Origin of the sequence: Helicobacter sp. CLO-3 (assembly GCF_001854545.1) — a bacterium.
Lineage (GTDB): Bacteria > Campylobacterota > Campylobacteria > Campylobacterales > Helicobacteraceae > Helicobacter_B.
In genome coordinates, this window is sequence record NZ_MLQN01000024.1 from 12,811 (window position 1) to 39,403 (window position 26,593).

Here is a 26,593-nt window from a genome sequence, read left to right on the forward strand (position 1 = left end):
CTTTGCTTGGTGTGGTGTGATGCGCGCTTGTGGTTTTTGCTGGGTGCGCGCTAGATTTAAGGCTAGATTTGAGGCTAGAATCCAGTCTAGAATCTGGCGCGCTGGATTTTGTAGATTCTATAGATTCTGCGCTATTAGATTCTGCGCTAGAATCTAGCTCATCGCGCACTCTCATTTTTGGCTTTATCCCAAGCGCGATGCCAGCGATAAGCGCACAAAGCAGCAAAACACCAGCGATTTCAAACGCTATCAAATATTTGCCAAAGAGCACGCGCCCTATCTCAAAGGTGTTTGGCGCATCTTGCGTCATCATACTAGCTTCTAGCAAAATAGTGCGCCGCTCATAAATAGGCACGCTAAATAGCCCAACAAGCACAATCGCCACGCAAAACACCATGACACTTAGGCGCAAATCGCCTTGATAGCGCTCTTTTATATCACTCATCGCATCGACAAACATAAGCCCAAACGCATACATCACGATAACCGCGCCCGTATAGACAGCTATCTGCACCACGCCCAAAAACTCCGCATCCAGCACAAAAAAGAATCCAGAGACAAAAATCATACCGCTTGCCAGCGCGCTTAACGCATATAAAATATTGCTCGTGCTAACCACGACTAAAAACATCGCCACCACCAGCACTGCAAAAAAATAAAAAGCGATAGCTTCAAGCATTGTTGTCTCCTTGGGGTTTTTGCGCTTGGGCTTGCGTGGCTTGATTGTTTTGTGTTTGGTTGTCTTGCGCCGGATTCTCTTTTGTCGTTTTTTCTTGCGCTGGATTTTGTGGCGCTGGACTCTCTTTTGTTGGATTTTGCAACGCATTTTTTTGCGTAGCTTTTTCTTGTGGCGCGCTAGAATCTATTTTTGCGCTCGCGCTAGATTCTGCGCCAGAATCTACTTCTGCACTAGAATCCACTTTTTTGCTAGCCTCCGCGCCCGCACCAGATTCTACACCAGAATCTACTTCAGCACCAGCTTCCGCGCCTGCCACCACCGGTTTATCCCACAAAATCAGCGTGGGTTTTAGCCTGCTATCCGCATCCGCGCTTACACTGCCAAACCCGCTAAACTCCTGCTGCGCGTAACTTCTCGCCTCATCTATTGGCTTTAGCAGCTCATTTTTGCTGGCAAATTGCGCGCGCGCCTCGCTCGCATTCTCAAACCTACTCCCCATGACAATAGCAAGCTCCGGGCACACCTCCGCGCACAACCCGCAATAAATACATCGCCCCAAATTTATCGTATAAGAATCTATTTTTTTGCGCTTATCCTCGCCTTTGTGCGTGATGATGCGTATGCAATTGCTCGTGCAGATTTTCTCACAAAGCCCGCATCCGATGCAGCGCTCATTTCCAGAATCTAGCAGTCGCTGCAAGCTATGCACCGCCCTATATCTAGGCGATAGCGGTATGCGCTCGGCTGGATAGTGGATAGTCACTTTTTTGGAGCAAAATTCTTTGAGTGTCAGCCACAAACCTTTAAACAAATCCATCCCGCAAGTGATTTTTATCGTGCGGATGGCTCGCTCTATGGGAGTTTTGGGCTCTTTGCGTTTGGGTAAAACTACATAGCGTTTCATATTTTTCCTTATCAAAGCATTATCACTATGCTAGTTATGATGAGATTTAGCAATGCTAGGGGCATAAGCACTTTCCAGCACATCCCCATAAGCTGATCTGGGCGCACATGCGGGAATGTCGCGCGCACCCACATCGCCAAAAATACAAAAAAGCAAACCTTTAGCACTATCGCTAAGCCTCCCGGGATAATCCAAAGCGGTTGATAACCACCGCAAAATATCAATGCTATCACAAAGCCAAAGGCAAACAAATGCGCGTATTCCGCCAAGAAAAACATCCCCCATTTTAGCCCGCTATACTCCGTGCAAAATCCCGCCACGATTTCCGCCTCATGCTCTAGCAAGTCAAATGGCGTGCGGTTTAGCTCTGCATAGCTTGCCACCAAAAACAATATAAACGCGATTGGCTGCTTAAACATAAGCCAGTGAAAAATCCCGCCGGCTTGATAGTCATTCATCGCCACAAGCGAGAGCGAGCCCACAAGCATGAGTGCTGGCAAAATGCTAAGCGTAGAAACCACCTCAAAGCTAAGCAGCTGCACGCAAGCGCGCATCGCACCGATGAGGGAGTATTTGGAGTTTGATGAGAGCCCAGCAAGAAGTGGCGCATAAATCCCCGCCGCGCCAACAGCTAGGAAAAATAGCAAGCCGACATTTATATCAGAAATGATAGGCTGTATCGTGTGTCCAAAAATCTCAAACTCGCCAAAAAATGGAATCGGCGCCATCGCCACAAACGCGCTCATCATCGCAATCACAGGCGCTAGCATAAAAATCAAGCGATTAGCGCCTTGTGGGCAAATGTCTTCTTTGGTAAAAAGTTTGATAGCATCTGCTAGAAATTGCAAAAGCCCAAAAGGTCCCACATAGCTAGGTCCGAGCCTGCGCTGGAAAAAGCCTAGCACCTTGCGCTCGATATATGTCCCAAACCCGCCGAGAAAAGAAAACACCAGCACGACGACTAGAATCTTGATACATGTTTCGATGATAAAATCAGCCATGATTATCTCCTAAGGTGCTGGATTCTTTGGCTTTGGATTCTGCCAATCTAGATTCTGCTAGATTTGCTGGCGCGCTAGAATCTTGCACTCTAGATTCTGCGATGCTTTTAAACGCGCTAGAATCTTGCGCTTTAGAATCTTGTGATTTAGATTCTGCATTTGCCAGCATACTAGAATCCACCTCCACTAGATGATACAGCCCGCGCCATGATTTAGCGATATTTGGGCTGATAAGCCATATATCATCGCCCAAACCATAATCAATATAGACTTTTGCTTTGATTTGTAGCGCGCTTGCTTTGGTGGATTTTGGAGTGTTTGACGCACCAGAATCCAAAGCAGAATCCATGCTAGAATCCAATTTAGATTCTGCATTTTGCGCGCGAGAATCCACGCCAGAATCCAAAGCAAAATCCACTTTTCTAAGCGCCACTTCCTGCCCTTCTTTTAGCTGAAGCCTCTCTAGCTGCGCCTTTGAAGTATAGATACCATCTTTTTGCTGCATATTTTTATCCAAAATCGTTAGCTCGCCAAAAAGATTTTGCGGATATGAGACATAGGCATTATATGGCGTGCTTTTTGTCGCCTTAAGCGCGCGAGGCGTGGCGTTTGATAGCGCGTTTGGCTCTATAAGCGAGTCTAGGGCATAGCCGCGCACATCATCGCCGCCTTGCGTGTAGTAGTTTGGCAGGCTCTCATGCGCGCGCGGGGAGAATCCACGCATCCTAGGCAACGCGCGCGTATATTCGCTAAGCAGCGTGAAGTTTGCAAAATACCTAAGCGTGGCTAGCGTGCGAGAATCCACGCTGGAATCCACCTCATCTGACAGCGCATAATGCGCGATGCTAGCCAAATCATATCCGCCATACGCCAGCGCTTGCTCTAGTGGCAGCACGCGATTTTCTGCGTTTGTCATCGTTGCGCGCATTTGCTGGGGGGCTGGAAGTATGAAGTCTGGCTTTGCTACCAAAGCACCGCTCTCATCGCTCCAATACCCGCCCCATTTCACATCGCCATCCGCTCGGATACCAATAATCGCGCGCTTATTATCAGAATCCAAGTCGTTAGAATCTAAATTGCTAGAATCTATTTTTGCGCCGGCGCTAGATTCTGCCTCTAGCGCGCAGATTCTGGCGATACCGGCTACATTGCTGCCATTTGGGATGACAAACACTTTTGCACCGCATTTTTCTAGGAGTGCGAGTCCTGCGATGATGGGGCTTGTGGCGTTTTCGCTTTCGCTCATCTTTAGTGCCCTTTCTTGTAGCACGCTTTGCAATACATCCGCACCCACGATGATAGATGCTTCGCTTAAATCAATGCTAGATAAATCTTTCAAATCATCCAAAGAGATGTTGGCAGATTCTAGTGCTTTGTAGCCTATTTTTGGCGGTGCGGGTGGTGTTTCAAATTCGCCAGAATCCACTTTTTCACCAGAATCCACTTGCGATTTTTCCACATTTCCACCCTCTTGATACTCACTATTTTTTATCTCTTTTAGCAAAGACTCTAGCAGATCTTTTAGGCTAGATTCTGCGTTTTGCGCGCCAGATAGGCCAGATAGGCTAGATAGGCTAGGCTTATTTGCGTTTGTCTCTAACGCTTTTATTATGATTTCTTGCATTGATAAAAGCAGCGCGCCAAGCGCTATTTCTTCATTGTTTGGTGCGTAAGCGATGTGCTTTACCGAGCGCGAAAATGACGAGATGAGCGCATCAGCAATCGGATGCATATAAAAAAGCTTGATGCCCTTTTTTATGCGGATGGTGTTGTTTATCGCGTATTGGATGCCGGGCGCTTGGAGTCTAAAAGCACAGCCAAGCGAGATTATCGTGCTAGAATTTTTGAGATCTTTTAGCGTGTGATTTAGACGCAAATATGACAAAAACTGCTGATACGCGCGCGCTTCTTCATTATAAATCGCTAGATTATATCGCGCGGCAAGTAAGCTTGCTATCATTGCTTCTTCATTGCTGGCATCGCTTCCTAGTCGCAATGCTTTGGCATTTGATAGCGCATCAAGCGCTTTTTGCACGATAGCAGGCGCGCTGGATTCTGCAAAACCGCCAGCGCCCAAAACGCCAGCGCGCGCATTGCCCTCGATAGATGATGCCTCATCCACCGCTGAAAACACCGAGAATCCAAACCGCGCCGCCCCACAAATAGGCGCAAACTGGAAATCATTTGTCACGCGATAAACGCGCTTAGTCCCAAGCGTATCGCTATGTCGTATCTCTTGCACGATATGACAGCCCATCGCACAATGCGTGCAAGTGCTTGGGATCTTTTGTAGCTCCCATGCGTTTGCTGTGTAGCTGAAGTCTTTGTAAGTGAGCGCGCCCACCGGGCACACCGCGATACACTCGCCACAATCCACGCAAGGCGTATCACTCACAAAATCAATAAGCGATTTTTGCTTTTTGCTCCACACACTATAAGGGTCTTTTGGCATGGAGTCTTTGTAGGCATCAGGCGCGTGCAAATCTGCTTTGCCAGCCTTTAGCTTCGCCTCGCCGATATTGTCTTTGCAAGTGGTGACACAGCGCTCACAGACTATGCAGAGATTTGGATCATAGAGCGCTTGCGCCCAAGATTTTTCATGCTTTTCATCATCTATTAGCGCGTATTCTTGATGCGCTACTTTGGTATAAAGGGTCAGATTTTGCAGCTCGCACTCGCCGCTTTTGTCGCATACGCCGCATTCTAGCGGGTGATTTACATCATAAGTTTGCATAATCATCTGCCGCTCGCGCCTAATCTCTGGCGTGTCAGTAAAAATCTCTAGCCCATCTTTTGCTTTGGTGTTGCAGGTATAGACGCGCTTGCCATCCTTCGTCTCGCCCATACACATTTTGCACGCCAAAGTAGGCGAGCAGCCGCCCAAATAGCAAATGGTAGGGATAAAAATACCATGCTCCCTTGCCACATCCACGATAGTATCGCCCTCTTGGCATTGCAAGGTGCGATTATTGATTTTGATGGTTACCATTGCCATTTTAAGCCTTTAGTGTTGGTGGGGATTGTGTCAAAAATCGCTTTGCAAAAGGTTGCTTCGCGCGTTGTGGATTCTGACGCGCTAGAATCTACTTTGGATTCTAGCCCCAGCGCTTTAAGCCAATATTTTCTTTTGAGCCAATATTTTCTCGCGATACTCACTGCGCACCCCTGCGGACTACTAGCGTCCAGTCTCGATGATTAAAACGCACCGAGTTCATTATCTCACAGCCCTTTTGGCTCGCAAACTCCACACTTTTAGATACATTGGCAAAATCATCCACCACAAAAAGAAATATCCCAACTTCACCCGGCGCCAAAGCAGAATCTATCACCTCGCCCATGCGCGTGTAAAAATCGCCGCCCAAATGTCGCAAATCAAAGCGCTTCATCATCTCCCCCTATCTATCCACTTCGCCAAATATCGCATTGCAAGAGCCCACAATCGTCACAATATCTGCGATATAGCAGCCCACTAGCATTTCTTGCAAAAGTGCAGTGTGCGCAAAGCTTGGCGTTTTGATTTTCACGCGCTGTGGGTAAGGCTCTCCGAGTGAGTGGATAAAAAACCCAAGCTCACCGCGCGGGGATTCTGTGGGTGCATAGACTTCGCCTTTTGGCGGGCGCATACCTTGCGTGACTAGCACAAAATGCTGCATAAGCGAGTAATTTTGCGTCATTATCTCTTCTTTTGGCGCGGATATGTATTCTGGTGCGCGCGCCATGAGATCGCCGCCACCGCTTTTTTCGCATTCTCTATACATAGCGATGAGCTGTTTTAGCATTTTGATAGATTCTAGGATTTCTAGCATATAGAGTCTATACCTATCATAGCTATCGCCCACATTTCCCACCGGCACGCTAAAATCTAGCTCGCTATAAAGCTCATAAGGCTCTTCTTTGCGTATATCATAAGCGATGCCAGTAGCGCGCAGCATGATGCCACTCACACCCCAAGACTTCGCGCTCTCTTGCGTGATAGCGCCCACTCCTTCAAGGCGCATTTTCCAGATTCTATTATTATCTAGCAGTCCTTCAAAAAGCTGCACGCCTTTTTGCGCCTCTGCCAGAAACGCCTCTAGATTCTCTAGCCACCCAGCAGAAAAATCTAGCGGCACGCCGCCTATGCGGATGGCATTGTGCGTGAGTCTCGCCCCACAATAATCCTCTATCAAATCAAGCCCATACTCGCGCGTCTTAAACGCATACAAAAACATCGATAGCGCGCCCACATCCATAGCATGCACGGCGATAAAGAAAATATGCGAGATGATGCGGTTTAGCTCAAGCAGTGTCGTGCGTATGACTTGCGCTTTGCGCGGGGCTTGTATGCCTAGCAGACGCTCTACACCAAGCGCGAAAGCGTAGTTATTGCCAATAGCTGAAATATAATCAAGCCTATCAGTTGTTGGCATAAACTCATTATAAATCATATTTTCTGCTAGCTTTTCTATGCCACGATGCAGATAGCCTATCTCTGGCGTAGCCTTTTTGACCCGCTCGCCATCTAGCTCTAGCACCAGCCGCAGCTGCCCGTGCGTGGAGGGGTGCTGCGGACCAAAATTTAGCACCATCGTGTCTTCTTTGCGCTCGAAATGTATGTTTTCAAACTGCGGTTTGAGGCGCGTATATACCTGTCCCATTATGCGTTTCCTATTTTTGGCATTTTGTTTTCTCTCACTATTTCTCTCTGTGCCATTTTTTGTGCCATTTTTCTTGGTGCCATCATTTTTTGCCATTTATTTTCTTTTTGGCAGTAGCGTTTTTTTGGCTTGGGCGATATTTTTGACAAATAGCGCTTTTGCCGCATCCATATACAGCCCCTCGCCCTCTTCACCTATCGCATCGATACGCGAGAAATCGCGCGGATTCTTTTCATCCACCCTCGTACTATCGCGCTGCTCTTTGCCAACGACCTCGCGATACTCTTTGCCAAAAATCTTATCTATCTCATACCACGATGCACTTTCATCGCCTTGCAATGGATATGAGCGGCGCAAAGGATGCCCCACCCAATCACGCGGCATGATGAGGCGCGAAAGTTTTGGATGGTTTAAAAACTCAATACCTAGCATATCATACGCCTCTCTCTCACTCCAAAGTGCGAGCGAAAACACAGAAGAGATAGAATCTATCGCTTCATTTTCGCCCAGATAGCATTTGACACGCACGCGCCTTTTGCCCTCAAAGCTACTTTGCAAAGAATGCAGCAGATAAAACATCTCAAACCGCCCCTCATCCGCTAGCCTATCCACCGCGCTCATATCGCTCAATGTCTCATATCCTAGCCTATGCAGCCGCTTCATCACGCCCAAAATATCATCCTTTTTCACCCAAAACACCGCTATGCCAAGCTCTATATATGCCCTCTCTATCGGGAAAAAATAGCTAAGATGATTATATATCACTTCCCATGCGCTGCCTTCTATGGGGCTTTTGGCAGTGTGTGTGGGCTGGTAGAATCTAGGCGTATGCGTGCTTTTTTTCTGCACATCTTTATGTGTTTGGCGTGTTTGGTGTATTTGGTGCGCTTGACATGAAGCGTTTGCGCTAGAATCTAATGCGTGCGCTGGCGCATTGTGTGTATGGTGTGCTGGCGCGCTAGATTCTGGTATCTGGCGTATCCAATCAGCAGTGCTTGGCATATATGTCCTTTTGGCTAGATGATGCGCTTTGGCGCTATGGCTTTGTTGGAGCGGATTTTGCGCTGGAGCACGAGGAGTGCGTATTGCAGCGTCTCTGGGCGCGGCGCGCAGCCGGGCAGATAGATATCTACTGGGATTATGCGATCCACGCCTTGCACGGTGGCATAGGTGTTAAACATACCGCCGGTGTTCGCGCAGCTTCCCATAGAGATGACCCATTTTGGCTCTGGCATCTGATCATAAAGCCTGCGCGTAAATTCTGCGTGCTTTTTAGTAAGCGTGCCTGCGATTATCATCACATCGCTTTGCCGTGGCGAAGCGCGGAAAATCGTCCCAAACCTATCAAAATCAAACCGACTCCCGCCTGTCGCCATCATCTCTATCGCACAGCACGCCAAGCCATAAGTCATAGGCCAAAGCGAGTTGCTTCTGCCCCAGTTTAGCAGTTTGTCGATCGTGCTTAGCACAACCGGAGCGGCCATATTATTAGACATTTTTGCTCCTTATATCTTGTGTGTGGTGCGCGTGTGTTTGGCTAGATTCTCGCGCAAAACTAGATTCTGCCGCGCTTTTATTTATAAAATTTGTTGCAGAATTCGCAGAATCCATATTTGCAGAATCCATATTTGCAGAATCCATATTTGCAGAATCCACTTTACCCATCACGGGGTTTGAAAGCTTATTATCCTGCCATTGCAGCGCGCCTTTTTTCCACGCATAGATGAGCCCCACCACAAGCAAGCCCACAAAGCTAAGCATCTCGATAAACACAAACGCACCCGCGCCATTTTCCACAAAGCTTTTATACACGATAGCCCAAGGGATCATAAACACCACTTCGATATCAAATAGCACAAACAAAAGCGCGATGATGAAAAAATGATGCGAGATTCTAGCGGGCTGCTTGAGCGGCACAGGACCGCACTCATAGGGCGCTAGCTTTAGCTTGTCGCGGTTTTTGCGAGCGATTTTGCGGCTGATGAAGCGCTGGATTTTTAGCGTGTAGTTAAACGCCACAAAGCTAAGCGCCAGCAATATAAACACGCCAAAATACGCGTGATTTGTCGCAAAAAGCTCGGGCTGGCTTGCTAAAGTGGTGCTTAGCGCTGGCTCTAATGTCGCTGGCATATGCTTCCTTAAAGTGTGTGATATGTCAAAGTCAAAATGCGCGTAAATCTAAAAAAAGCAACACAAATAAAATGATATGAAATCTCAAAATATAGAAGTAAATAAGATTGTAGAATGAAAAAGTTTAATAAATTCTTAACTTTTTAAAACTAACGAGGAATTTTGTAGTGTTTAATGCAGTATCGACACAACAATTCAAGATGGAATCTAGTTTGTGGCATTTAATAATTTTTGCCTTTTGTTAAGGCCTAGAATCCAGGAATCTAAATTTTAATTCTAGATTCTACTTTGTCAATGCGGCTACAAGTAGCCGTCACATGCTAATTTCTTGCCATAAAGATCCTTGCGATATTTGCCCTATCCTACCTTTAGTCCTTTTTTGTCATGCGCCAAATCCTATACTTTTCCTTATCCAATTCCAAAAACTTTGCTTGCGCAGCATGGGGTTTGCTTGCTTTAGAAGTCAAGGGATATCTTGGATTTAGTTAAAAAGGCACAAAATGTCGCTTGTAGCGATTCTGCTTTGGCATAGTCATAGAATACTAGCGATAAAATCAAATGCAAAAGCATACGGGCAGGTATAAAATTAGGATATAAATTGCCTCGTTGCGCTAAAAAAAATTTTCGCTAAAATATCAAAATCATATCTCATATGCCAAATTTGGGTGATAATTTATACCTTGCATCTCAAAAATCTATAGCTAAAATAAATGGATTCTGGAATAAGCAAAACGCGCCAGAATCTATTTAGCACGAAAGGAGTTTTAATGATTTTTAATAAATTATTCGCTACTAGTGTGTGCCTATCATTTACCTTGCTTCAAGCGCTAAATCTTGATGAGATGCTCAAACAGGAGTTTATAGAACCAACTAGCACTTGCAATATTGATTATAAAGACATTGTTGATTATGGTGATCTTCCTGTCTGGTGCAATGAGGCTCTTTTAATGAATGAATATGAAAGCAAAGTTACTGCAATAATGGATAATTTTTATTTCAGTTATCGCAAAATACTAGCAAAACATATAAATGTCAAAGATAAGAATAAAATTGATGTTATGGTTAAAAATATGCTTGCAAAACAAGGTGAGTGCCAAGAGATGGCTAATAATATTGAGTTGCCAGATGGTGCTAATCCTATAATTCCATTTTTTGGGCTAACTTCTTGCTTACAAGATGAATATGGTAAGTCTTTTTACGAATTGAGTAGTTTCATCTATGATAATCCTAAATATAAATATATCTTTGATGAAATATTTTCAACTAATCCTAAAGAGTATTATGAGTTTATGAAATCAAATAGCAATAGTGAATTTTTACTCAAAAATATACTTGAAAAAGCAGCCAAAGACAATCTAATCGATAAAACAGGAAAACTCATAAAAAGCTACAAATGAGCCTTATATGAGCCTCATATATAAACGCGCTTCGAAGGCAAAAGCGCGTGCTAGGCAAGACAAAAAGATTGCACGCTTTTGCTAGATTCTAGAATCTAGTTTTGGCATCTGCGCGCAATATCTTGCTAGAATCTAGGCTTGACACTTGCGCGCAATATCCAAATGGCAATGCGTGCAAAATATTATAAATCAACAATTCCGCTAAAATTTATAATTAGCAAAGGCGCACAAGGCGGCATAAAATAGTGAGGTGCGCGACAAACATTAATAACTAGCAAGGCGTAGCACAAAGCATAAATATAAAATTAGATTCTGGTTTGATTGAATCCATGCCAGAATGGAATAGACTAAGCTAACCCAGCCTATCCAAAAGGCGCGATTTATGGCTATTTTATGGCTATTTTGTAGCTATTTAATTAATAACCATTTAGCGACTTTTTGCCAGCCTCTAATCAATTTTAAGCACCGCGAGGAACGCCTCTTGTGGCAGCTCTACTTTGCCGATAGCTTTCATACGCTTTTTGCCTTCTTTTTGCTTTTCAAGCAATTTGCGCTTACGCGTGATATCCCCGCCATAGCATTTTGCAGTCACATTTTTTCCCATGGATTTCACGGTTTCGCGCGCGATGACTTTATTTCCCACGCTTGCTTGAATCGCTACTTCAAAAAGCTGGCGCGGGATAAGCTCTTTCATCGCTTCTACCAGCGCGCGCCCTTTTTCTTGTGCTTTGCTTCGCTCTACTATGGTAGATAGCGCATCGACGACCTCGCCCGCCACGCGCACATCTAGCTTGATGAGATCGCCCTCTCGATACTCGATAGGCTCATAATCAAAGCTTGCATAGCCTTTGGTGCAGGACTTTAGCTTATCATAAAAATCCATGACAATTTCATTGCTAGGGATTGCGTATTGCAAACTTACGCGCTGTGGGTTGATATACTCCATCTTTTCCTGCACGCCGCGCTTGTTGTTTAGGAGCGTGATGATATTGCCTAGAAACTCGCTAGGCGTGATGATATGTGCGCGGACAAATGGCTCTTTGATTTTTTCTATCTTTTGCACCTCTGGGAGCTGACTAGGATTTTGCACGAGCGTTAGTGATCCATCGGTGCCATAGACTTCATAGATGACGGTGGGCGCAGTGGCGATAAGGCTTAAGCCAAACTCACGCTCCAAGCGCTCTTTCACCACTTCCATATGCAAAAGTCCTAAGAATCCAACGCGGAATCCAAAGCCAAGTGCCACAGAAGTTTCAGGCTCAAAGCTAAGCGCAGAATCATTTAGTTTTAGCTTTTTTAGCGCCTCGCGGAGCTCTTCAAATTTATCAGTTTCAATCGGATAAAGCCCGGCAAAAACAAATGGCTTAGCCGGCTTAAAGCCTTCAATCGCTTCAGCCGTTGGATTCTCGGCATTTGTGAGCGTATCGCCCACAGCCAGCTCATCAAGGCTTTTTAGCCCAAGACACACGATGCCTATCTCGCCACACTCGATGCTTTTGGTAGGGATTTTCTGCACGGGGTGGGGATAGTAAAGCCCTAGAATCTCATGCTTTTTGCCACTACTCATAATAAGCGCGTTTTGTCCAACCTTTAGCGCGCCATCTTTGAGGCGCACAAGTGCTAGCGCGCCTAGATAGTTATCAAACCATGAATCATAAATAAGCGCTTTTGCCGGTGCGTTTGGCTCACCATTTGGTGCTGGGATTTTCTCGACTATGGATTCTAGTAGCGCGCTAATGCCAATGCCACTTTTTGCGCTCACTTCCAGCGCGCCCGAGCAGTCAAGCCCAATGCTAGATTCTATATCATCTTTGACGCGCTCACTATCTGCAGCGGGCAGGTCGATTTTGTTTATCACAGGCAGAATCTCTAGGTTATTTTCAAGCGCGATATACACATTTGCAATCGTTTGCGCTTCCACGCCCTGCGAGGCATCCACGACAAGTAGCGCGCCTTCACATGAGCTAAGCGAGCGCGAGACTTCATAGCTAAAATCCACATGCCCGGGCGTGTCGATAAGATTTAGGATATAAGTTTTGCCATTATGCGGGTATTCTAGGCGCACGGATTGCGCTTTTATGGTGATGCCACGCTCTTTTTCTATATCCATCGTATCCATGATTTGGCTTGTCATCTCGCGCTGGCTGACCGCGCCGCACTCTTGGATAAGCCTATCAGCAAGCGTTGATTTGCCATGGTCGATATGTGCGATGATAGAAAAATTGCGAATGAGTTCTTGCATAAAAGCCCTTTATAATGTGCTGGATTTAAAAGCTAGATTCTGAAAATCGGATTCTAAAAACTAGATTCCAAAAGTTGGATTCTGGAGCTGGATTCTAAAATGTTTGGCAAAATCTAGAATCTAAACTCGCCAGAATCTAAATTGCAAAATCAAAGCCCCAAAATCCAAATCCTTAAAATCTTGCAGAATCTAAGCTTGAATCAAACTTTAGATTCTAAGCCCCAGAATCTAAAACTCAAGAAGCCAAAACCACAAAATCCAAAACTCAAGAATTAAGATAGCGGATTCCAAGCTATAAAATCTAAAACTTAGATTCTAAGCAGCGTATTCCAAGCCCCAGATTCTAAGCCCCTTTGCCCTCCGCCTTTTTCTCTTTTTGGATTCTTTTTAGCTCTTTTTCAAACTTCTTGCGCCGCAAAATCGGCAGCTTATCCACAAAAAGTATGCCTTCCAGATGATCCATCTCATGCTGTATCGCTATGGCCAAAAGCTCGCTTGCTTGCATCACCTTTTTCTCGCCAAAGCGGTCTTGATACGCGATGCTTACCTCTTCAAAGCGCTCTATCTCCTCATAAAATCCCGGCACCGACAAGCAGCCCTCCGAGTAAAGCACGCTGCCTTGTGTTTTTAGGAAGGTGGGATTTATGATTTCTAGCGTGGATTCTGCGTTTTGCGCGCCTTCTTCATCGGGGATATTGATGATGAGCGCGCGTAGCGGGACGCCCACTTGTATCGCGGCAAGCCCTATGCCATTGGTGCTAGTCATCGTCTCATACATATTATCTAGCAATTCATGCAAGCTAGAATCAAACACCTCGACGCTGCTGGATTTTTTTTTGAGCGTGGGGTGCGGGTATTTAATGATGTTGAGAATCGCCATCTATGCTATCCTGCTGATAGATTTTGCAGTGCTGTTTTTCTTCGAGCGCGATTTTTAGCGTGGAGAGGCACGCACTCATGCTTTCTTCGATAGAGCGCTCATGCATGATTTTGGCGATGCTTGTGGTGATGTCAAGCTGCAAATTCATATCGCCCACAAACACATCTGTAATCTGCGCGGCTTGATAGAGCGACACGCAAAGCTCTTGCGCCTCTAGCATATCAGAGTATTTCAGCAAAATCCCAAAAATCCCATCGCCCATATACGCGATAAAATCGCTCGTTTGCACATGCTTTTGCAAAAATTTCGCCATCGTTTTTAGCAAAATCGCAAACACAGGAGAATCCTGCCCCACCTCGCGCGTGACTGCTTGGGATAGCGTGGTGTAGATGAGGATGGAAGAATGGTTAAACTCCATGCAAAGCTGCTGCTCTTTTTGTAGCACCGCTGTGAAATAGCTGCGATTATACACATCTAGGCTTAGGTCATAGACGGAGTTTTGGCTGATTTGCTTTAGGTTTTTGTCTGTTTTGGCGTAGAGATCGCGGATTTGATCGAGCTGTTTTGAGGTGATTTTGGTGACTTTATTCATATCGCGGATGAAAAAATCCATAACATTGCGAAGTGTCAGCTTATTGTCCGCTTGCTCCATATCTTTGGAGTATTGCTTGACGACATTTTGCGCGATGATGAAGTTTTGATACACCACAGACATACAGTTTAGCACCTGCTTGATGATACGAAGGCTCTCACCCACAGACTTTTCAAACACCAGCGCGCGATTTTCTAAGTCAGACTGCATACGCATGATAGTGCGGATTTTCTCGCGCACATTTGCTGGCTCTTTTTGCAAAAATTTCTCAAAATACAAGCGGTAGTTGGAAGGCAGACAGGGCAAGGATTCTGATTGTAGCGTCTCTATAGCTGATTGTGAGAGCCTATTTACCACCTCGATAAAGTCGCCACTATCCCCGCTGCCCGGCGCGATGTCATTGTCATGTGGCACATCAGGATTTATCCCTGATAGAAATGGGTTGGTGCCGATGTCAGATGCTTTTTCGTCGTCTTTCTTCATTTTCACTCATTCCTTTTGGGGTGTTGATGCGCCTTGAATCGCGGCACTATTTGATGCTTCTTGTCAAAATCTTGTCTATCAGCCCATAATCTTTGGCTTCTTGCGCGCTCATGAAAAAGTCGCGCTCGGTGTCTTGCGCGATTTTTTTGAGTGGCTGGGCAGTGTTTTTTGCCATGATTTCATTGAGGATAGAGCGCAGGCGCAAAATCTCTTTCGCCTGTATCTCGATATCTGTCGCCTGCCCTTGCGCGCCGCCTAGAGGCTGGTGTATCATGATGCGAGAATGCGGCAGTGAAAAGCGTTTGCCCTTCGCCCCACAGCTTAGCAAAAACGCGCCCGCACTCGCCGCCTGCCCGATGCAAATCGTGCAAATATCTGGGCGGATATAATTCATCGTGTCATATATGCTAAAAGCACTCGTTATCACGCCACCGGGCGAGTTTATGTAGAGGTTTATGTCTTTTTCTGGATCTTCAGCTTCTAGGAATAAAAGCTGGGCTACGATAGAGGATGCTACCATGTCATTTATCTCGCCGCTTAGCAAAATCACGCGATCTTTCAATAAGCGCGAGTAAATATCATAGCTGCGCTCGCCGCGCCCTGTCTTTTCGATAACATAAGGAATGTAGTTCATTTTTTGTCCTTATTTTGGTTTGGTTTTTTGGGTTTTTGACTCTTTTGCCTTTTGACTTTTATCTTGTGGCTTGCGGCTTGAAAAAGCCAAAGCGCACTAGAATCATTAAAAGAATCTAACAAATCTCAATCAAGAATCAAAATCTAGCTGGCTTGGCTTGTTGTGGCCTGCGCTAGATTTTGGTTTTTGCTTTTTGCCTTTGATGCTTTTTGGCGCGCTTTGCGTTTGTGGCTTTTACACCTTTTGCGCTTGCTTGCGCTTTTTGGTGCGCCTTATGCTTGTGTATTTTGTGTCTTTTATGCCCTTCCGCCACTTTTGGTTGCTAGCAAGTTTGCCTAAACTTTTGCACCTAGCTTTTTGTGCTTGGCTTTTTCGCCTAGCTTTTTGCGTTTGCCTTATTTGCTGGCTTTGGCACTTGATTTAGATTCTGCTTTGCTAGAATCTTTGGCTGCTGTTTTGCTGGCTTTTGGCGCCTTATTAGAATCTGATTTTGCAGAATCTTTCGCGCCAGCAGAATCCGCCTTGCTAGAATCTGCCTTGCCAGCATCCGCCTTGCTAGAATCCACTTTGCCAGATTCTGCCTTTTTAGATTCTGCCTTTTTCTCCGCCTTGCCTGCCTTATCCGCTGGCTTTATCCCCGCTTTTTCATCTAGCAGCATTGTAAGCACGCGGTTTTCTATCATAGACATTTTGATAGCCGGGATGAAGTTATTTTCTTTATAATACTCAAGCGTCTCTTTTGGATTCTGCCCGCTCATCATCGCTTCATAATAAATCGCGCTCATCACTTCATTATCCGTGATGTCTATGCCCCTTTGGCGCGCGATCGCATCGACGATAAAAGTCACTTTCACGCTACGTTTTGCATCTTCGCTGAAGCTATCGCGCTTTTTCTTAGCGGATTCTGGGTCGTTTTGGTAAGTCTTTAGCTCATCTTGAGAGATTTGCGAGATAGCATTGCGGAAAAGCACATCCGTCTCTTGCTCGACAATCACCTCTGGCAAGTCAAACTCTATCGCATTATGCAGCGCTTCAAGGCATTTTTCTTTCATCTCTTCGCTATAGTATTTGCCCTTTAGCTCGTTATTTAGCTCATTTTCGATATTTTCTCTTAGCTCTTTTAGCGTGGCTTTTTCATCTCCTAGCAGTTTTTGCGCTAGCGCATCATCGATTTTTGGCGCATCTGCTTCTTGGATTTTGTTGATTTTGACTTTGAAAGTCGCCTTTTTGCCGGCCAAATTGCTAGAGTGGTAGTTTTCTGGGAAATTTACTTCGATGCTTTTCTCTTCACCTAGATTTGCGCCCACCAGTGCATCTTCAAATCCCGGGATAAACTGCCCGCTGCCGATTCGCAAATCAAACCCGCTAGCCTTGCCGCCTTCAAACGCCACGCCATCGACAAACCCTTCAAAATCGATATTTGCCACATCATCTTTTTGCACTTTGGTGTGTTTGGATTCTTTTAGTGGTGCGCTATTTTTGGCGATGGCTTCGATGCGCTCATCGATCGCTTCTTTGGTGGCGGTGGGGATTTTGGGTGTGGGGATTTTGGATTCTATGTTTTCTACGCTAAATTCTGGGCGGATAGAGATTTTTATCTCGACATCAATGTCATTTTCGCCCTTTTCAAACTTTGTGATTATCGGATCGCCGATAAGCGCTTTGACATCGATAGCCAGCTCTTTTAGCGCATTATCTAGCATTTCTTGCACCATTTCTCTTTGTGCGTCTTGCTCGATAGAATCCTTATAGCGGCTTTTTACGATATTTACCGGCACTTTTCCGGGTCTAAATCCAGCGAGCTTGACGCTTTTGCTGACTTTTTGCGCGATAGATTCTAGCTTATGCTCTAGATCTTTTAGTGCGATTTTCCCTTTGGCTAGGGCGTTGGCAGTATTTACGCGAGTGGTTTGTAAGTTCATCATCCATTCCTTTTGTGACTTGATGTAAAATAAAGTAAATTTTATTTTAGCTAAAAAACACAAAAAACATTATAAAATACACCAAAAAACTTATAGGATACGCCTCAAAATGTCCTTAGATACGCTAAAATCCAAGCTCGCCCACCGCCCAAACCTCTCCCCACAATATGGCGTCATATACAAAATCACGCCCACAATCATCTATGCCAAAGGCATCACGCCCTCCGTCGGCGACATCATCAAAGCGATACATAAAGATTCTAGCGAGTCGCTAGGCATCGTCACGCTAAGCGAGTCTGGCTCGTTTGGATTTAGCCCTTTTGGCTTTGTGGAGGGATTCTCGATAAGCGATAAAGTATTTATAGAAAAAAACGAGCTAAGCTTCCCAGTGTGTGATGATATGCTAGGGCGCGTGCTAGACCCGCTCGGACAGCCTATCGATGACAAGCCACCATTGCAAAACACCATAAGCGTGCCTATTATCGCCCCACCCATCCGCGCTCTTAGGCGAGGTATCATCGATGAAGTCTTTGATGTAGGCGTGCGCTCGATAAATGGGCTTTTGACCTGTGGTAAGGGGCAGAAAATGGGGATTTTCGCCGGCTCTGGTGTGGGGAAATCCACGCTTATGGGTATGATAGTCAAAGGCTGTGATGCGCCGGTGAAAGTCATAGCACTCATCGGCGAGCGCGGGCGCGAAGTGCCAGAATTTATCCACAAATCCTTAGGCGGCGATCTCTCTAGCACCGTGCTTATCGTGGCTACAAGCGATGACTCACCGCTTATGCGAAAATATGGCGCATTTTCTGCGATGGCAGTGGCGGAGTATTTCAAATCACAAGGCAAAGATGTGCTTTTTATCATGGATTCTGTCACGCGCTTTGCGATGGCGCAGCGCGAGATTGGGCTAGCACTCGGCGAGCCCCCCACGAGCAAAGGCTATCCGCCCTCCGTCCTTACGATAATGCCCCAACTCATGGAGCGCGCGGGCAAAGAAGAGGGCAAAGGCTCTATCACCGCGTTTTTCACCGTGCTAGTGGAGGGCGATGACTTGAGCGACCCTATAGCCGACCAAGCGCGCAGCATACTAGATGGACACATTATCCTTGATAGGAATCTTACAGATTTTGGCGTGTATCCGCCTATTGATGTGCTATCCTCCGCCTCGCGCCTTAGCAATGACATCACCACCAAAGAGCACAAAGAGCTTGTGCGCGATTTTCGCCGATATTATGCGCTCATCAAAGAAAATGAGATTCTAGTGCGTATCGGCTCGTATCAAAAGGGCGCGGACAGCGAGCTAGACTACGCGCTATCCATCCAGCCCAAAATGCAAGAATACTTAAAGCAAAACGAGGATGAGAATATAAACTTCGAAAAAAGTGTCGCTGATTTACGCGCGATATTTGCCTCAAAGCCAGCCAGCAGGGCGCAGTCTCAAGCGCAAGCCCAAGCATCTTTGCAGCAAAATCTGCCAGACTTGCCGCAAGAGTGATAAGCAAGCAAGGATAATCAAGCATGATATATAACACCAAAAGTCAAATGAAAAAATTTATAAAACAATATAGCAGAATCTACGCAAAAATCGACTCTGGAATCTTCTCAAAAATCCCTTTTGCGATCCGCCCAAAAATCGCTTCAAACTTCTCCAGAATCCCCTTTCGCTTCCGCACTTATTGCAGAATCTTCCTTTTGATTCTCTGTCTAAATAGCCCAGCACTCGCCAGCGAGGATGTGAAACCCGCTAGCGAAGATATACAATCTGCTAGCAAAGATATACAATCCGCCAGCGAGAGTGCAGAATCTAGCGAAAATATAAAGCCCACCCGCGAAGCCATAAAATCCACTAACGAAGCCACAAAATCCACCTGCGAAGCCATAAAGCCAGCTAGCGAAAATATAGACCTCAATTTTGAAAGCTCAATGAAAGGAATGGCGATGCTATTTCAAGGCTATTCTTTTCATATAGGCTCTAGCACCGATTTTGGCTTGCCACACGCAGGCATAGATACCCAAACGAGCGTAAATGTGGGCTTTAGCACCGGGCTAAATTATCTAGCGCCCTTATGGCAGCTTGATGCTCCTTATGTGGATTTTGGCATGCGCTTTCGATATTTGTATTCGCACACTTTTGCCAGGACGCACAGCGTTGGCGCGGTGTTTTACATCCATCCATTTCAAAACTACAAAATCCCTTTCCTTAGCAAAAAGCGCGAGTCACAAGGCTATGTCTCGCTTGCTCTTGGCGGTGGCGGACTTTTCTCAAGTGTCAGTGTCCCAAACCTAAGCCCAAACTATAAATACAACTTCAATGGCAGCTACATAGAGGCGGGTGTTAGGCTTTTGGGGCTTTCTCCGATAAGTGTCGATATTTTGTATAGGGCTAATTTCTATGGAAAAGGCGCGCGCGAATTGGGGATAGATTCTATGGTGCATGGAGTTTATGTGGTGTTTGATATTTCCCCGGGCATTTTTGCACTTTCGCACTGGTTTAAATGATATCACAAATCAAAACCTCGCAAAATCGCAAGAATCAAAGCAGCCCAAAAAAGCGCCTTTATAAAAACTAAAAAATATGATAAAAATCGCTCATAATAAACAAATCAAAATAGAGTAAATCACAAGCGAGCCACAATGCAAAATCGTATAAAACAAGATTCTAAAATGGATTCCAAAATCCGCTCAAAAATCAGCTCTAGAATCTCAAAAATCTTCTTGAGAATCCCCTTGCGCTTCCGCGCTTATTGCAGAATCTGCCTTTTGGTTCTCTGTCTAAATAGCCCCACATTTGCGGATGAGGATATGAAAACGAGAGCCTCGATGTCTCAGTTCTTTTCTCTTCACATAGGCTCTAGCACGGATTTTGGCTTGCCACACACAGGCATCGACACCCAAACAGGCATAAATGTGGGCCTTAGTTTGGGGGTAAGTTATCTTAGCTTTGCTAACGAGCCGTTTAGGAATCCTTATGTGGATTTTGGCATGCGCTTTCGATATTTGTATTCGGATACTTTTACCAAAACACACAGCGTTGGCGCGGTGTTTTACATCCATCCGTTTCAAAACTACAAAACCCCTTTTCCTCTTAGCTACGAGCACGAGCCACAAGGCTATGTCTCGCTTGTCTTTGGTGGCGGCGTGCTTTTCTCAAGCGCCAATGTCCCAAACCTAAACCCAAACTATAGATACTACTTCAATGGCGGCTATGTGGAGGCAGGTGTGGGACTTTTGAGGCTTTTTCCTTTTGCAAATGTTGATGTTTTGTATAGGGCTAGTTTTTATGGAGAAAGCGCACGCGAAGTGGGGGTAGATTCTATAGTGCATGGAATCTATGTGGTGTTTAATATTTTGTAAAGAGGCTAGAATCTAGATTCTAGATTCTGCCTTGATTAGGGATTTGCAAATGCCAAAAGCCGCGCTATCGTGCAAAATATATAGCGCTAATTGTTTGGATTTACCCAAAGCATGGTGATTTTTGTGACATTGTTTGCTTTCATCCATTCTGCTGACTCTTGAATCTTAAATACAATCTCAAGTGGCACATTAAAAGGCTCGGCGCGCAAATCAAGCGTGCGCCCATAGGTCGGAAGTATGTCGTTATTATTTTTGTCGCCCATATCATTTGTGATAAGCGCGTATTTAAACTTTGGCAGAATGCTTACAAATTCTTGTATTTTTGCATTTGGCAAGTGCTGTAAAACATCCTTGCAAAGGAGCAAATCCGCACTCGGAAGCGTCGTGAAATCGCCATTATACTGCGTGAAAGTCACATTTGGCTTTTGGTATTTTGCATTATTTGCTTTGATGACAAATGATGCAACATCAAATCCTTTGTAGTCTATTCCGCTAAAATCGATATTTTTTGAAAACTGCCAGTCGCCACAGCCAGCATCAACGACACTTTTTATATCATGCTTTTTGAAAAAATCCTGCAAAAACGCGACATAATCTTTGCAGAGAATCTCATTTGACCCGCTACCAGAGCCATTTCCCCACATATTTGCTTCATAGATGGTGTCAAAAAGCGCACCTAGATTATTTTCGTTTTGTTTTAGAAGGAGGTTTTTAATAAAATGCACTTCACTAGCGATATGTGCTACCCCCCCCCCCCCCAATAATCTGTCTCTAAAGTTTTTAAGCTTTTGCTTCATTCCCATGTGTTCTCCTTATTTTAATGTTTTGGGTTTTGATATTTGGCTAGAGCGGGGGCTTACTTCACCCCGCAAAAATCTTTGATTGCTTCGATTTTGTCGGTTTTTTCCCAGCTAAATTCTGGCAACTCGCGCCCAAAATGCCCGTAAGCCGCAGTTTTTTGATAAATTGGGCGGAGCAAATCAAGCGATTCTATAATGCCTTTTGGCGTGAGGCGGAAAATGCTTTGCACGCATTCAGTGAGTTTAGAATCATCCACTTTTCCAGTGCCTTGAGAATCCACAAGGATTGACACCGGCTCGACCACGCCGATGGCATACGCCACTTGCACCACCGCTCTATCACACACTCCGCTTGCTACGAGGTTTTTAGCCACATAGCGCGCTGCATAGGCGGCACTTCTATCGACTTTGCTTGGATCTTTTCCGCTAAATGCGCCCCCACCATGCGGACAGCTTCCGCCATAGGTATCAACGATGATTTTGCGCCCTGTGAGCCCCGCATCGCCCTGTGGTCCGCCGATGACAAATTTGCCTGTAGGATTTACAAAATAGCGGATATTGTCATTCAAATACTGCTTAGGCAGCACTTTTTGCACGATTTCTTCGATCACCGCATCGCGCAAGTGGTTTTGCTGCGTCTCTGGGCTGTGTTGCGTGGAGATGACGATGGTATCAATCGCCACAGGCACGCCATCTTCATAGCGCACGGTCACTTGGCTTTTACCATCAGGGCGCAAAAATGGCAGTTTCCCGCTTTTGCGCGCTTGTGCTAGCCCTTCAGTCAAGCGGTGAGAAAGCCAAATAGGCAGTGGCATGAGTGTTGGCGTCTCGCGGCACGCAAAGCCAAACATAAGCCCTTGATCGCCTGCGCCGATTTCGCCATCTTCTCTATCCACGCCTTGATTGATATCCGGGCTTTGCTCGCCGATGCCATTTAGCACGGCTGCGGAGCGGTAGTCAAAGCCATAGAGCGCATCTGTGTAGCCGATTTCCTGCACGACTTTGCGCGCGATTTCTTGCATTGGCGCATATACGCTAGTCTTTAGCTCGCCGGCAATCACGCAAAAGCCATTGCTTACAAGCGTTTCGCACGCCACACGCGCATTTTTATCACGCGCGATAATGTAGTCAAGCACCGCGTCGCTGATTTGGTCAGCCATTTTGTCTGGGTGTCCTTCGGTTACAGATTCTGAAGTGAAAAGGAAGGTTTTTTTCATGTTTTGCCTTTTTCAAGATTTTAGGAATTTTGCCCTGCGATGATAGCAAAAATAGTTAAACACAATATATGTTTTGCCAAAAGTAATTATCACATATTGTATTTTGTGAAGTTTTTACATATTTTTTACAATTGACGCTTTGGACTTTACGCACGCGCTTTAGACTTTTGCCAAGCTTTTAGCGCACATTGACAGAATCTAAAAGTGGATTCTGGATATAAAAAGCGCAAAAATCAAATAAGGCAAAAATATGAAAAAACCATCCAAGCATCACAAAGATTCCAAAATAGATTCCAAATTAGAATCCACATACCCCACCCACCAGCCACTTGATAAACTCTCACTCACCCTCCGCGCGCTAGTATATCTAGCCATAGCCACCACGATAGGCTTGTTTGCGCTACTTGTGGGCTATATTTTGTATAGCGGGATTCCACATCTTTCAAGCCAACTTTTTGAGTGGCATTACAACACCCAAAATGTCTCCATGCTCCCAAGCATCATAAACACCCTCTCCATGGTGCTTTTATCCTTGCTTATCGCCACGCCTATCGCGATTTTTGGTGCGATTTATCTGCAAGAATACGCCAGAAGCGATTCTTATCTTGTGTTTATCATAGGCATGGCGGCGGAGACGCTGGCGGGGATCCCTTCTATCGTGTATGGGCTGTTTGGCTTTCTCGCGTTTGTGATATATGCGGGCATGGGCTATAGCATGCTAGCAGGCGCGCTGACACTTAGCATCATGGTGCTGCCTTTTATCCTGCGAAACACCCAAGAAGCGCTAAAATGCGTGCCACTCACCTATAAAGAAGCGGGGCTAGCGCTTGGGGCTAGGCAGCTTGCGGTGCTATTTCGCATTATCCTGCCTTGCGCGATAAGTGGGATTTTGTCTGGCGTGATTTTGTCTGTGGGGCGCATCGTGGGCGAGAGCGCGGCGCTTCTCTACACCTCTGGCAGCGTGGCGCAAATCGCCTCTGTGGCAGAATCTGGCAGGACGCTAAGCGTGCATATCTACCAGCTTTTGATAGAAGGGCTTTATATCAAGCAGGCTGCGGCGAGTGCGGTGGTTTTGCTGCTTTTTGTGGTGGGGGTGAATATGCTTTCACACTTCATCGCCAAAAGGCTTAGCCCGCCGCCGCTAGTGTAGATTCTAGATTTTTAGATTCTAGCTTTTTAGATTCTGGATTCTGGCGGCGCAGAATCTGCAAAATACCAGAATCTAAAAACGCGCAAAACTCAAACATTGCCTCAAAAAAGGAGCAAATATGAAAAGTGTTTTCAACATAAAAGATATGGATTTGTTTTATAGCGATTTTCACGCGCTAAAAAATATCAACCTAAACCTCGCCAAAAACGAAGTGAGCGCGTTTATCGGGCCTAGCGGATGTGGCAAATCAAGCCTACTGCGCTGCCTAAATCGCATGAATGACTTGGTGCAGGGCTGCAAAGTCGGCGGCAAGATTTTGCTGGAGGGCAAAGATATCTATGGCAGCTATGATGTAAATCTGCTTAGAAAGCGCGTGGGGATGGTGTTTCAAAAGCCAAATCCATTTCCTATGAGTATATATGATAATATCACTTTTGGGCCCAAAACACATGGAATCAAGGACAAAAACACGCTAGATGAGATCGTGGAGCGCTGCCTAAAAGGCGCTACTCTTTGGAAAGAGCTAAAAGATAGGCTCAAAAAATCAGCGCTTGGGCTAAGTGGCGGGCAGCAGCAGCGGCTCTGCATCGCGCGTGCGCTTTCTATAAACCCAGAAGTGCTGCTTATGGATGAGCCCACAAGCGCGCTAGACCCGATATCCACGCTAAAAATCGAGGAGCTCATAAATGAGCTAAAAGAAAAATACACCATCATCATCGTCACGCACAATATGCAGCAGGCTGCTAGAATCTCGGACAAAACAGCGTTTTTCTTGCTGGGTGAAGTGGTGGAGTTTGACAGCACTGCAAAAATTTTCAACGACCCAAAAGACAAAAGGACCAAAGACTACATAGGCGGAAAGTTTGGCTAAAACGAGAGTCTAAAAGAGAATCTAAAAGGGAATCCAAAAAAAGCGATATCACAAAACATTGAAGCCTCCAAAAAGCGGCATTTGCCATCCTTTGCCAGCAGTGGATTCTAGCAGCCCATTAAGCTTGCAGTAAGTCAAAAGCCTATAAAATACGCGCGCTATATTTGCGCGCACATGGGGCATGAGGGTATAAATGGGAGCATAATGAGGGCATAAAGGAGCATAGATGTTTCGTTCATTAAGCGGCAAGCTTACAGGCAGTTCAGTAGCGATTTTTGTCGTCATCATCGTGGTGATTAGTTTTTTTAATTTTCAAAAAAACAAAGGCGACATCATCGATTTGTATCAAGGCATACAAAAGCAAACGCTAGAATCTGCATATCGAAGCATATTTATCACTATGGGCGATGAGGCGCAGCACCACCTAAAAATCCTAGCAAAAAACCTAGTCAAAGTCGATAAAAACGACATCGTGCAGCAGCGCGCCATCCTTGATACCGCCGCTTCTTTGGTGAAATATCCGCTTGTCGTCGTCGTGTATGAGGATGATGGCAAGACGATTTTGCAATACTATGATGAAAATGGCATCAAGCATTTCTCGCCCAACTGGGACAATACCGATGGCATCGACCTTCGCACGCGCGCGTGGTATGTAGAGACTAAGCAAAAGGGTGCTGGCATCATCACGCCAGTATATGTAAGTGCGGCTGGCAAATACAAAGGGCAGTCGTTTTCCACCGCCACCATGCCACTTGTCAAAAATGGCAAGTTTATAGGTGTCGTGGGATTTGACATAAGCGTGGATGGATTCCAAGATAGATTTGTGTCGTTTATGAATTCTGAATTGCCCTCTACAAACATTTTCCTAACAGATTCTGATGGCAAGATTTTCTCATACAAAGAAGAGGGCTTCGTAGGCAGCCCAGCCGCCAAACAAGTAGAAGATGTGCTCGCAGATGTTTTGCATAAAGACCACTTGGAGGATGGCATCGTCGATTATGACTTCATCACAGAAGATGGTAAGGTGCTAGATAAAATCGGATTCTACAAAAGCTTCCCCTTTGGCTGGACTATCGTAACCACCGCCAACAAAACCGACTACACAGAAACCATAAACGCAAACCTTATCCAAACCATAATCCTCGCGACAATCATGATAATCATCGGTGCTGTGGTGATATTTTTCATCAATCGCTATCTAGCAAGCCCAATAAATAGCATAAAAACGCTGCTTATCGCGTTTTTCAAATACCTAAACCATGAAAGTAAAGTAGCGCCAAAACCACTCATCCTAAAAAGCCACGACGAAATCGGCGTCATGGCTCAAGCCATCAATGAAAACATCAAACGCACTGAAGAAGGCTTGCAAAAAGATGCCAAAACAATAGAGCAATCAGCTCACACTGCCAAAGAAGTAGAAGAAGGCAATCTCAAAGCAAGAATAGAAGAATCTCCTCATAATCCACAGCTAAAAGAACTCAAAGATGTGCTAAATCATATGCTAGATACACTAGAGCATAAAATAGGCAGTGATACCAATGAAATAGCAAGAGTGTTTGATTCTTATACAAGGCTTGACTTCTCCACCCAAGTAGCAAACGCACAAGGTAGAGTAGAAGTAGTCACAAACACACTAGGAGAAGAAATAAGAAAAATGCTAAAAACTTCTCTAGACTTTGCAAACTCTCTAAATAATCAAA

Annotated in this window: 20 protein-coding genes and 4 pseudogenes; 7 read left to right on the forward strand and 17 right to left on the reverse strand. The window is 45.4% G+C overall.

Translation table 11 applies throughout. The features are described from left to right. Positions 1 to 181 precede the first annotated feature (181 nt). The 10 genes and pseudogenes from BKN38_RS07100 to BKN38_RS07140 all read right to left on the reverse strand — a co-directional run. Positions 182 to 679, reverse strand: a pseudogene (locus BKN38_RS07100) (NADH-quinone oxidoreductase subunit J); the annotation flags it as partial. Positions 680 to 932: 253 nt separating this feature from the next. Next, positions 933 to 1,583 (reverse strand): annotated as a pseudogene (nuoI, locus tag BKN38_RS12190) (NADH-quinone oxidoreductase subunit NuoI); the annotation flags it as partial. Between the two features lie 11 nt (positions 1,584 to 1,594). Then, positions 1,595 to 2,584: an NADH-quinone oxidoreductase subunit NuoH gene (gene nuoH, locus BKN38_RS07110; RefSeq protein ID WP_066454617.1), complete on the reverse strand. Its 990-nt coding sequence runs from the start codon at positions 2,582 to 2,584 to the stop codon at positions 1,595 to 1,597. Then, positions 2,577 to 5,579, reverse strand: coding sequence for an NADH-quinone oxidoreductase subunit G (locus BKN38_RS07115; protein ID WP_066454614.1), 3,003 nt, complete (start codon positions 5,577 to 5,579; stop codon positions 2,577 to 2,579). The genes nuoH and BKN38_RS07115 overlap by 8 nt, the downstream gene beginning before the upstream one ends. Next, the gene (locus BKN38_RS11145; protein ID WP_156528122.1) at positions 5,567 to 5,740 is read right to left on the reverse strand and encodes a hypothetical protein; all 174 of its coding nucleotides are present in this window, start codon (positions 5,738 to 5,740) and stop codon (positions 5,567 to 5,569) included. Before BKN38_RS11145 ends, BKN38_RS07115 begins: the two co-directional genes overlap by 13 nt. Further along, complete coding sequence (locus tag BKN38_RS07120) at positions 5,737 to 5,970, reverse strand: NADH-ubiquinone oxidoreductase subunit E family protein (RefSeq protein ID WP_066454611.1); 234 nt, start codon at positions 5,968 to 5,970, stop codon at positions 5,737 to 5,739. Before BKN38_RS07120 ends, BKN38_RS11145 begins: the two co-directional genes overlap by 4 nt. A 9-nt stretch (positions 5,971 to 5,979) precedes the next feature. Continuing rightward, positions 5,980 to 7,221, reverse strand: coding sequence for an NADH dehydrogenase (quinone) subunit D (nuoD, locus tag BKN38_RS07125; RefSeq protein WP_066454648.1), 1,242 nt, complete (start codon positions 7,219 to 7,221; stop codon positions 5,980 to 5,982). A gap of 96 nt (positions 7,222 to 7,317) precedes the next feature. After that, positions 7,318 to 8,223, reverse strand: coding sequence for an NADH-quinone oxidoreductase subunit C (locus tag BKN38_RS07130; RefSeq protein ID WP_104720799.1), 906 nt, complete (start codon positions 8,221 to 8,223; stop codon positions 7,318 to 7,320). A 14-nt stretch (positions 8,224 to 8,237) separates the two neighbouring features. Then, complete coding sequence (locus BKN38_RS07135; RefSeq protein WP_066454608.1) at positions 8,238 to 8,717, reverse strand: NADH-quinone oxidoreductase subunit B family protein; 480 nt, start codon at positions 8,715 to 8,717, stop codon at positions 8,238 to 8,240. A 193-nt stretch (positions 8,718 to 8,910) separates the two neighbouring features. Beyond that, positions 8,911 to 9,351 (reverse strand): annotated as a pseudogene (locus BKN38_RS07140) (NAD(P)H-quinone oxidoreductase subunit 3); the annotation flags it as partial. 767 nt (positions 9,352 to 10,118) lie between these two features. Between BKN38_RS07140 and BKN38_RS07145 the strand changes: the two are divergent. After that, on the forward strand, positions 10,119 to 10,748 hold the full coding sequence (locus tag BKN38_RS07145) for a hypothetical protein (protein WP_066454595.1): 630 nt from the start codon (positions 10,119 to 10,121) through the stop codon (positions 10,746 to 10,748). Between the two features lie 448 nt (positions 10,749 to 11,196). On the opposite strand, the gene lepA is transcribed toward BKN38_RS07145, so the two are convergent. The 5 genes from lepA to tig all read right to left on the reverse strand — a co-directional run bounded on the left by lepA (position 11,197) and on the right by tig (position 17,501). Next, on the reverse strand, positions 11,197 to 12,990 hold the full coding sequence (gene lepA / locus BKN38_RS07150) for a translation elongation factor 4 (RefSeq protein WP_066454592.1): 1,794 nt from the start codon (positions 12,988 to 12,990) through the stop codon (positions 11,197 to 11,199). A 343-nt stretch (positions 12,991 to 13,333) separates the two neighbouring features. Then, complete coding sequence (gene def / locus BKN38_RS07155; protein WP_066454588.1) at positions 13,334 to 13,870, reverse strand: peptide deformylase; 537 nt, start codon at positions 13,868 to 13,870, stop codon at positions 13,334 to 13,336. Next, positions 13,848 to 14,945, reverse strand: coding sequence for a diguanylate cyclase domain-containing protein (locus BKN38_RS07160; protein ID WP_066454584.1), 1,098 nt, complete (start codon positions 14,943 to 14,945; stop codon positions 13,848 to 13,850). Before BKN38_RS07160 ends, def begins: the two co-directional genes overlap by 23 nt. A gap of 46 nt (positions 14,946 to 14,991) precedes the next feature. Continuing rightward, positions 14,992 to 15,579: an ATP-dependent Clp endopeptidase proteolytic subunit ClpP gene (clpP, locus tag BKN38_RS07165; RefSeq protein WP_066454582.1), complete on the reverse strand. Its 588-nt coding sequence runs from the start codon at positions 15,577 to 15,579 to the stop codon at positions 14,992 to 14,994. A gap of 395 nt (positions 15,580 to 15,974) precedes the next feature. Next, complete coding sequence (tig, locus tag BKN38_RS07170) at positions 15,975 to 17,501, reverse strand: trigger factor (RefSeq protein WP_066454580.1); 1,527 nt, start codon at positions 17,499 to 17,501, stop codon at positions 15,975 to 15,977. Between the two features lie 109 nt (positions 17,502 to 17,610). Here tig and fliI point away from each other — a divergent pair. The 3 genes and pseudogenes from fliI to BKN38_RS07185 all read left to right on the forward strand — a co-directional run. Next, a pseudogene (gene fliI / locus BKN38_RS07175) lies at positions 17,611 to 18,906 on the forward strand (flagellar protein export ATPase FliI); the annotation flags it as partial. Positions 18,907 to 19,019: 113 nt separating this feature from the next. After that, the gene (locus tag BKN38_RS07180) at positions 19,020 to 20,000 is read left to right on the forward strand and encodes a hypothetical protein (RefSeq protein WP_070957753.1); all 981 of its coding nucleotides are present in this window, start codon (positions 19,020 to 19,022) and stop codon (positions 19,998 to 20,000) included. Between the two features lie 135 nt (positions 20,001 to 20,135). After that, positions 20,136 to 20,855 carry a hypothetical protein gene (locus BKN38_RS07185; protein ID WP_143000240.1) on the forward strand — a complete coding sequence of 240 codons (720 nt, stop codon included), beginning with the start codon at positions 20,136 to 20,138 and terminating at the stop codon, positions 20,853 to 20,855. An 86-nt stretch (positions 20,856 to 20,941) separates the two neighbouring features. Here BKN38_RS07185 and BKN38_RS07190 read toward each other — a convergent pair whose 3' ends face one another. Together BKN38_RS07190 and metK are read right to left on the reverse strand one after the other, a co-directional pair. Then, positions 20,942 to 21,658, reverse strand: a complete 717-nt coding sequence (locus BKN38_RS07190) for a bifunctional 2-polyprenyl-6-hydroxyphenol methylase/3-demethylubiquinol 3-O-methyltransferase UbiG (protein ID WP_070957754.1) — start codon at positions 21,656 to 21,658, stop codon at positions 20,942 to 20,944. Between the two features lie 53 nt (positions 21,659 to 21,711). After that, the gene (metK, locus tag BKN38_RS07195) at positions 21,712 to 22,872 is read right to left on the reverse strand and encodes a methionine adenosyltransferase (RefSeq protein WP_066458370.1); all 1,161 of its coding nucleotides are present in this window, start codon (positions 22,870 to 22,872) and stop codon (positions 21,712 to 21,714) included. Positions 22,873 to 23,122: 250 nt separating this feature from the next. Here metK and pstA point away from each other — a divergent pair, with 250 nt between their 5' ends. The 3 genes from pstA to BKN38_RS07210 all read left to right on the forward strand — a co-directional run. After that, positions 23,123 to 24,022, forward strand: a complete 900-nt coding sequence (gene pstA / locus BKN38_RS07200; RefSeq protein WP_082942694.1) for a phosphate ABC transporter permease PstA — start codon at positions 23,123 to 23,125, stop codon at positions 24,020 to 24,022. Positions 24,023 to 24,140: 118 nt separating this feature from the next. After that, the gene (gene pstB / locus BKN38_RS07205) at positions 24,141 to 24,893 is read left to right on the forward strand and encodes a phosphate ABC transporter ATP-binding protein PstB (RefSeq protein WP_066458361.1); all 753 of its coding nucleotides are present in this window, start codon (positions 24,141 to 24,143) and stop codon (positions 24,891 to 24,893) included. 226 nt (positions 24,894 to 25,119) lie between these two features. Then, a partial coding sequence (locus tag BKN38_RS07210; RefSeq protein ID WP_070957755.1) for a methyl-accepting chemotaxis protein occupies positions 25,120 to 26,593 on the forward strand: 1,474 nt, incomplete at its 3' end.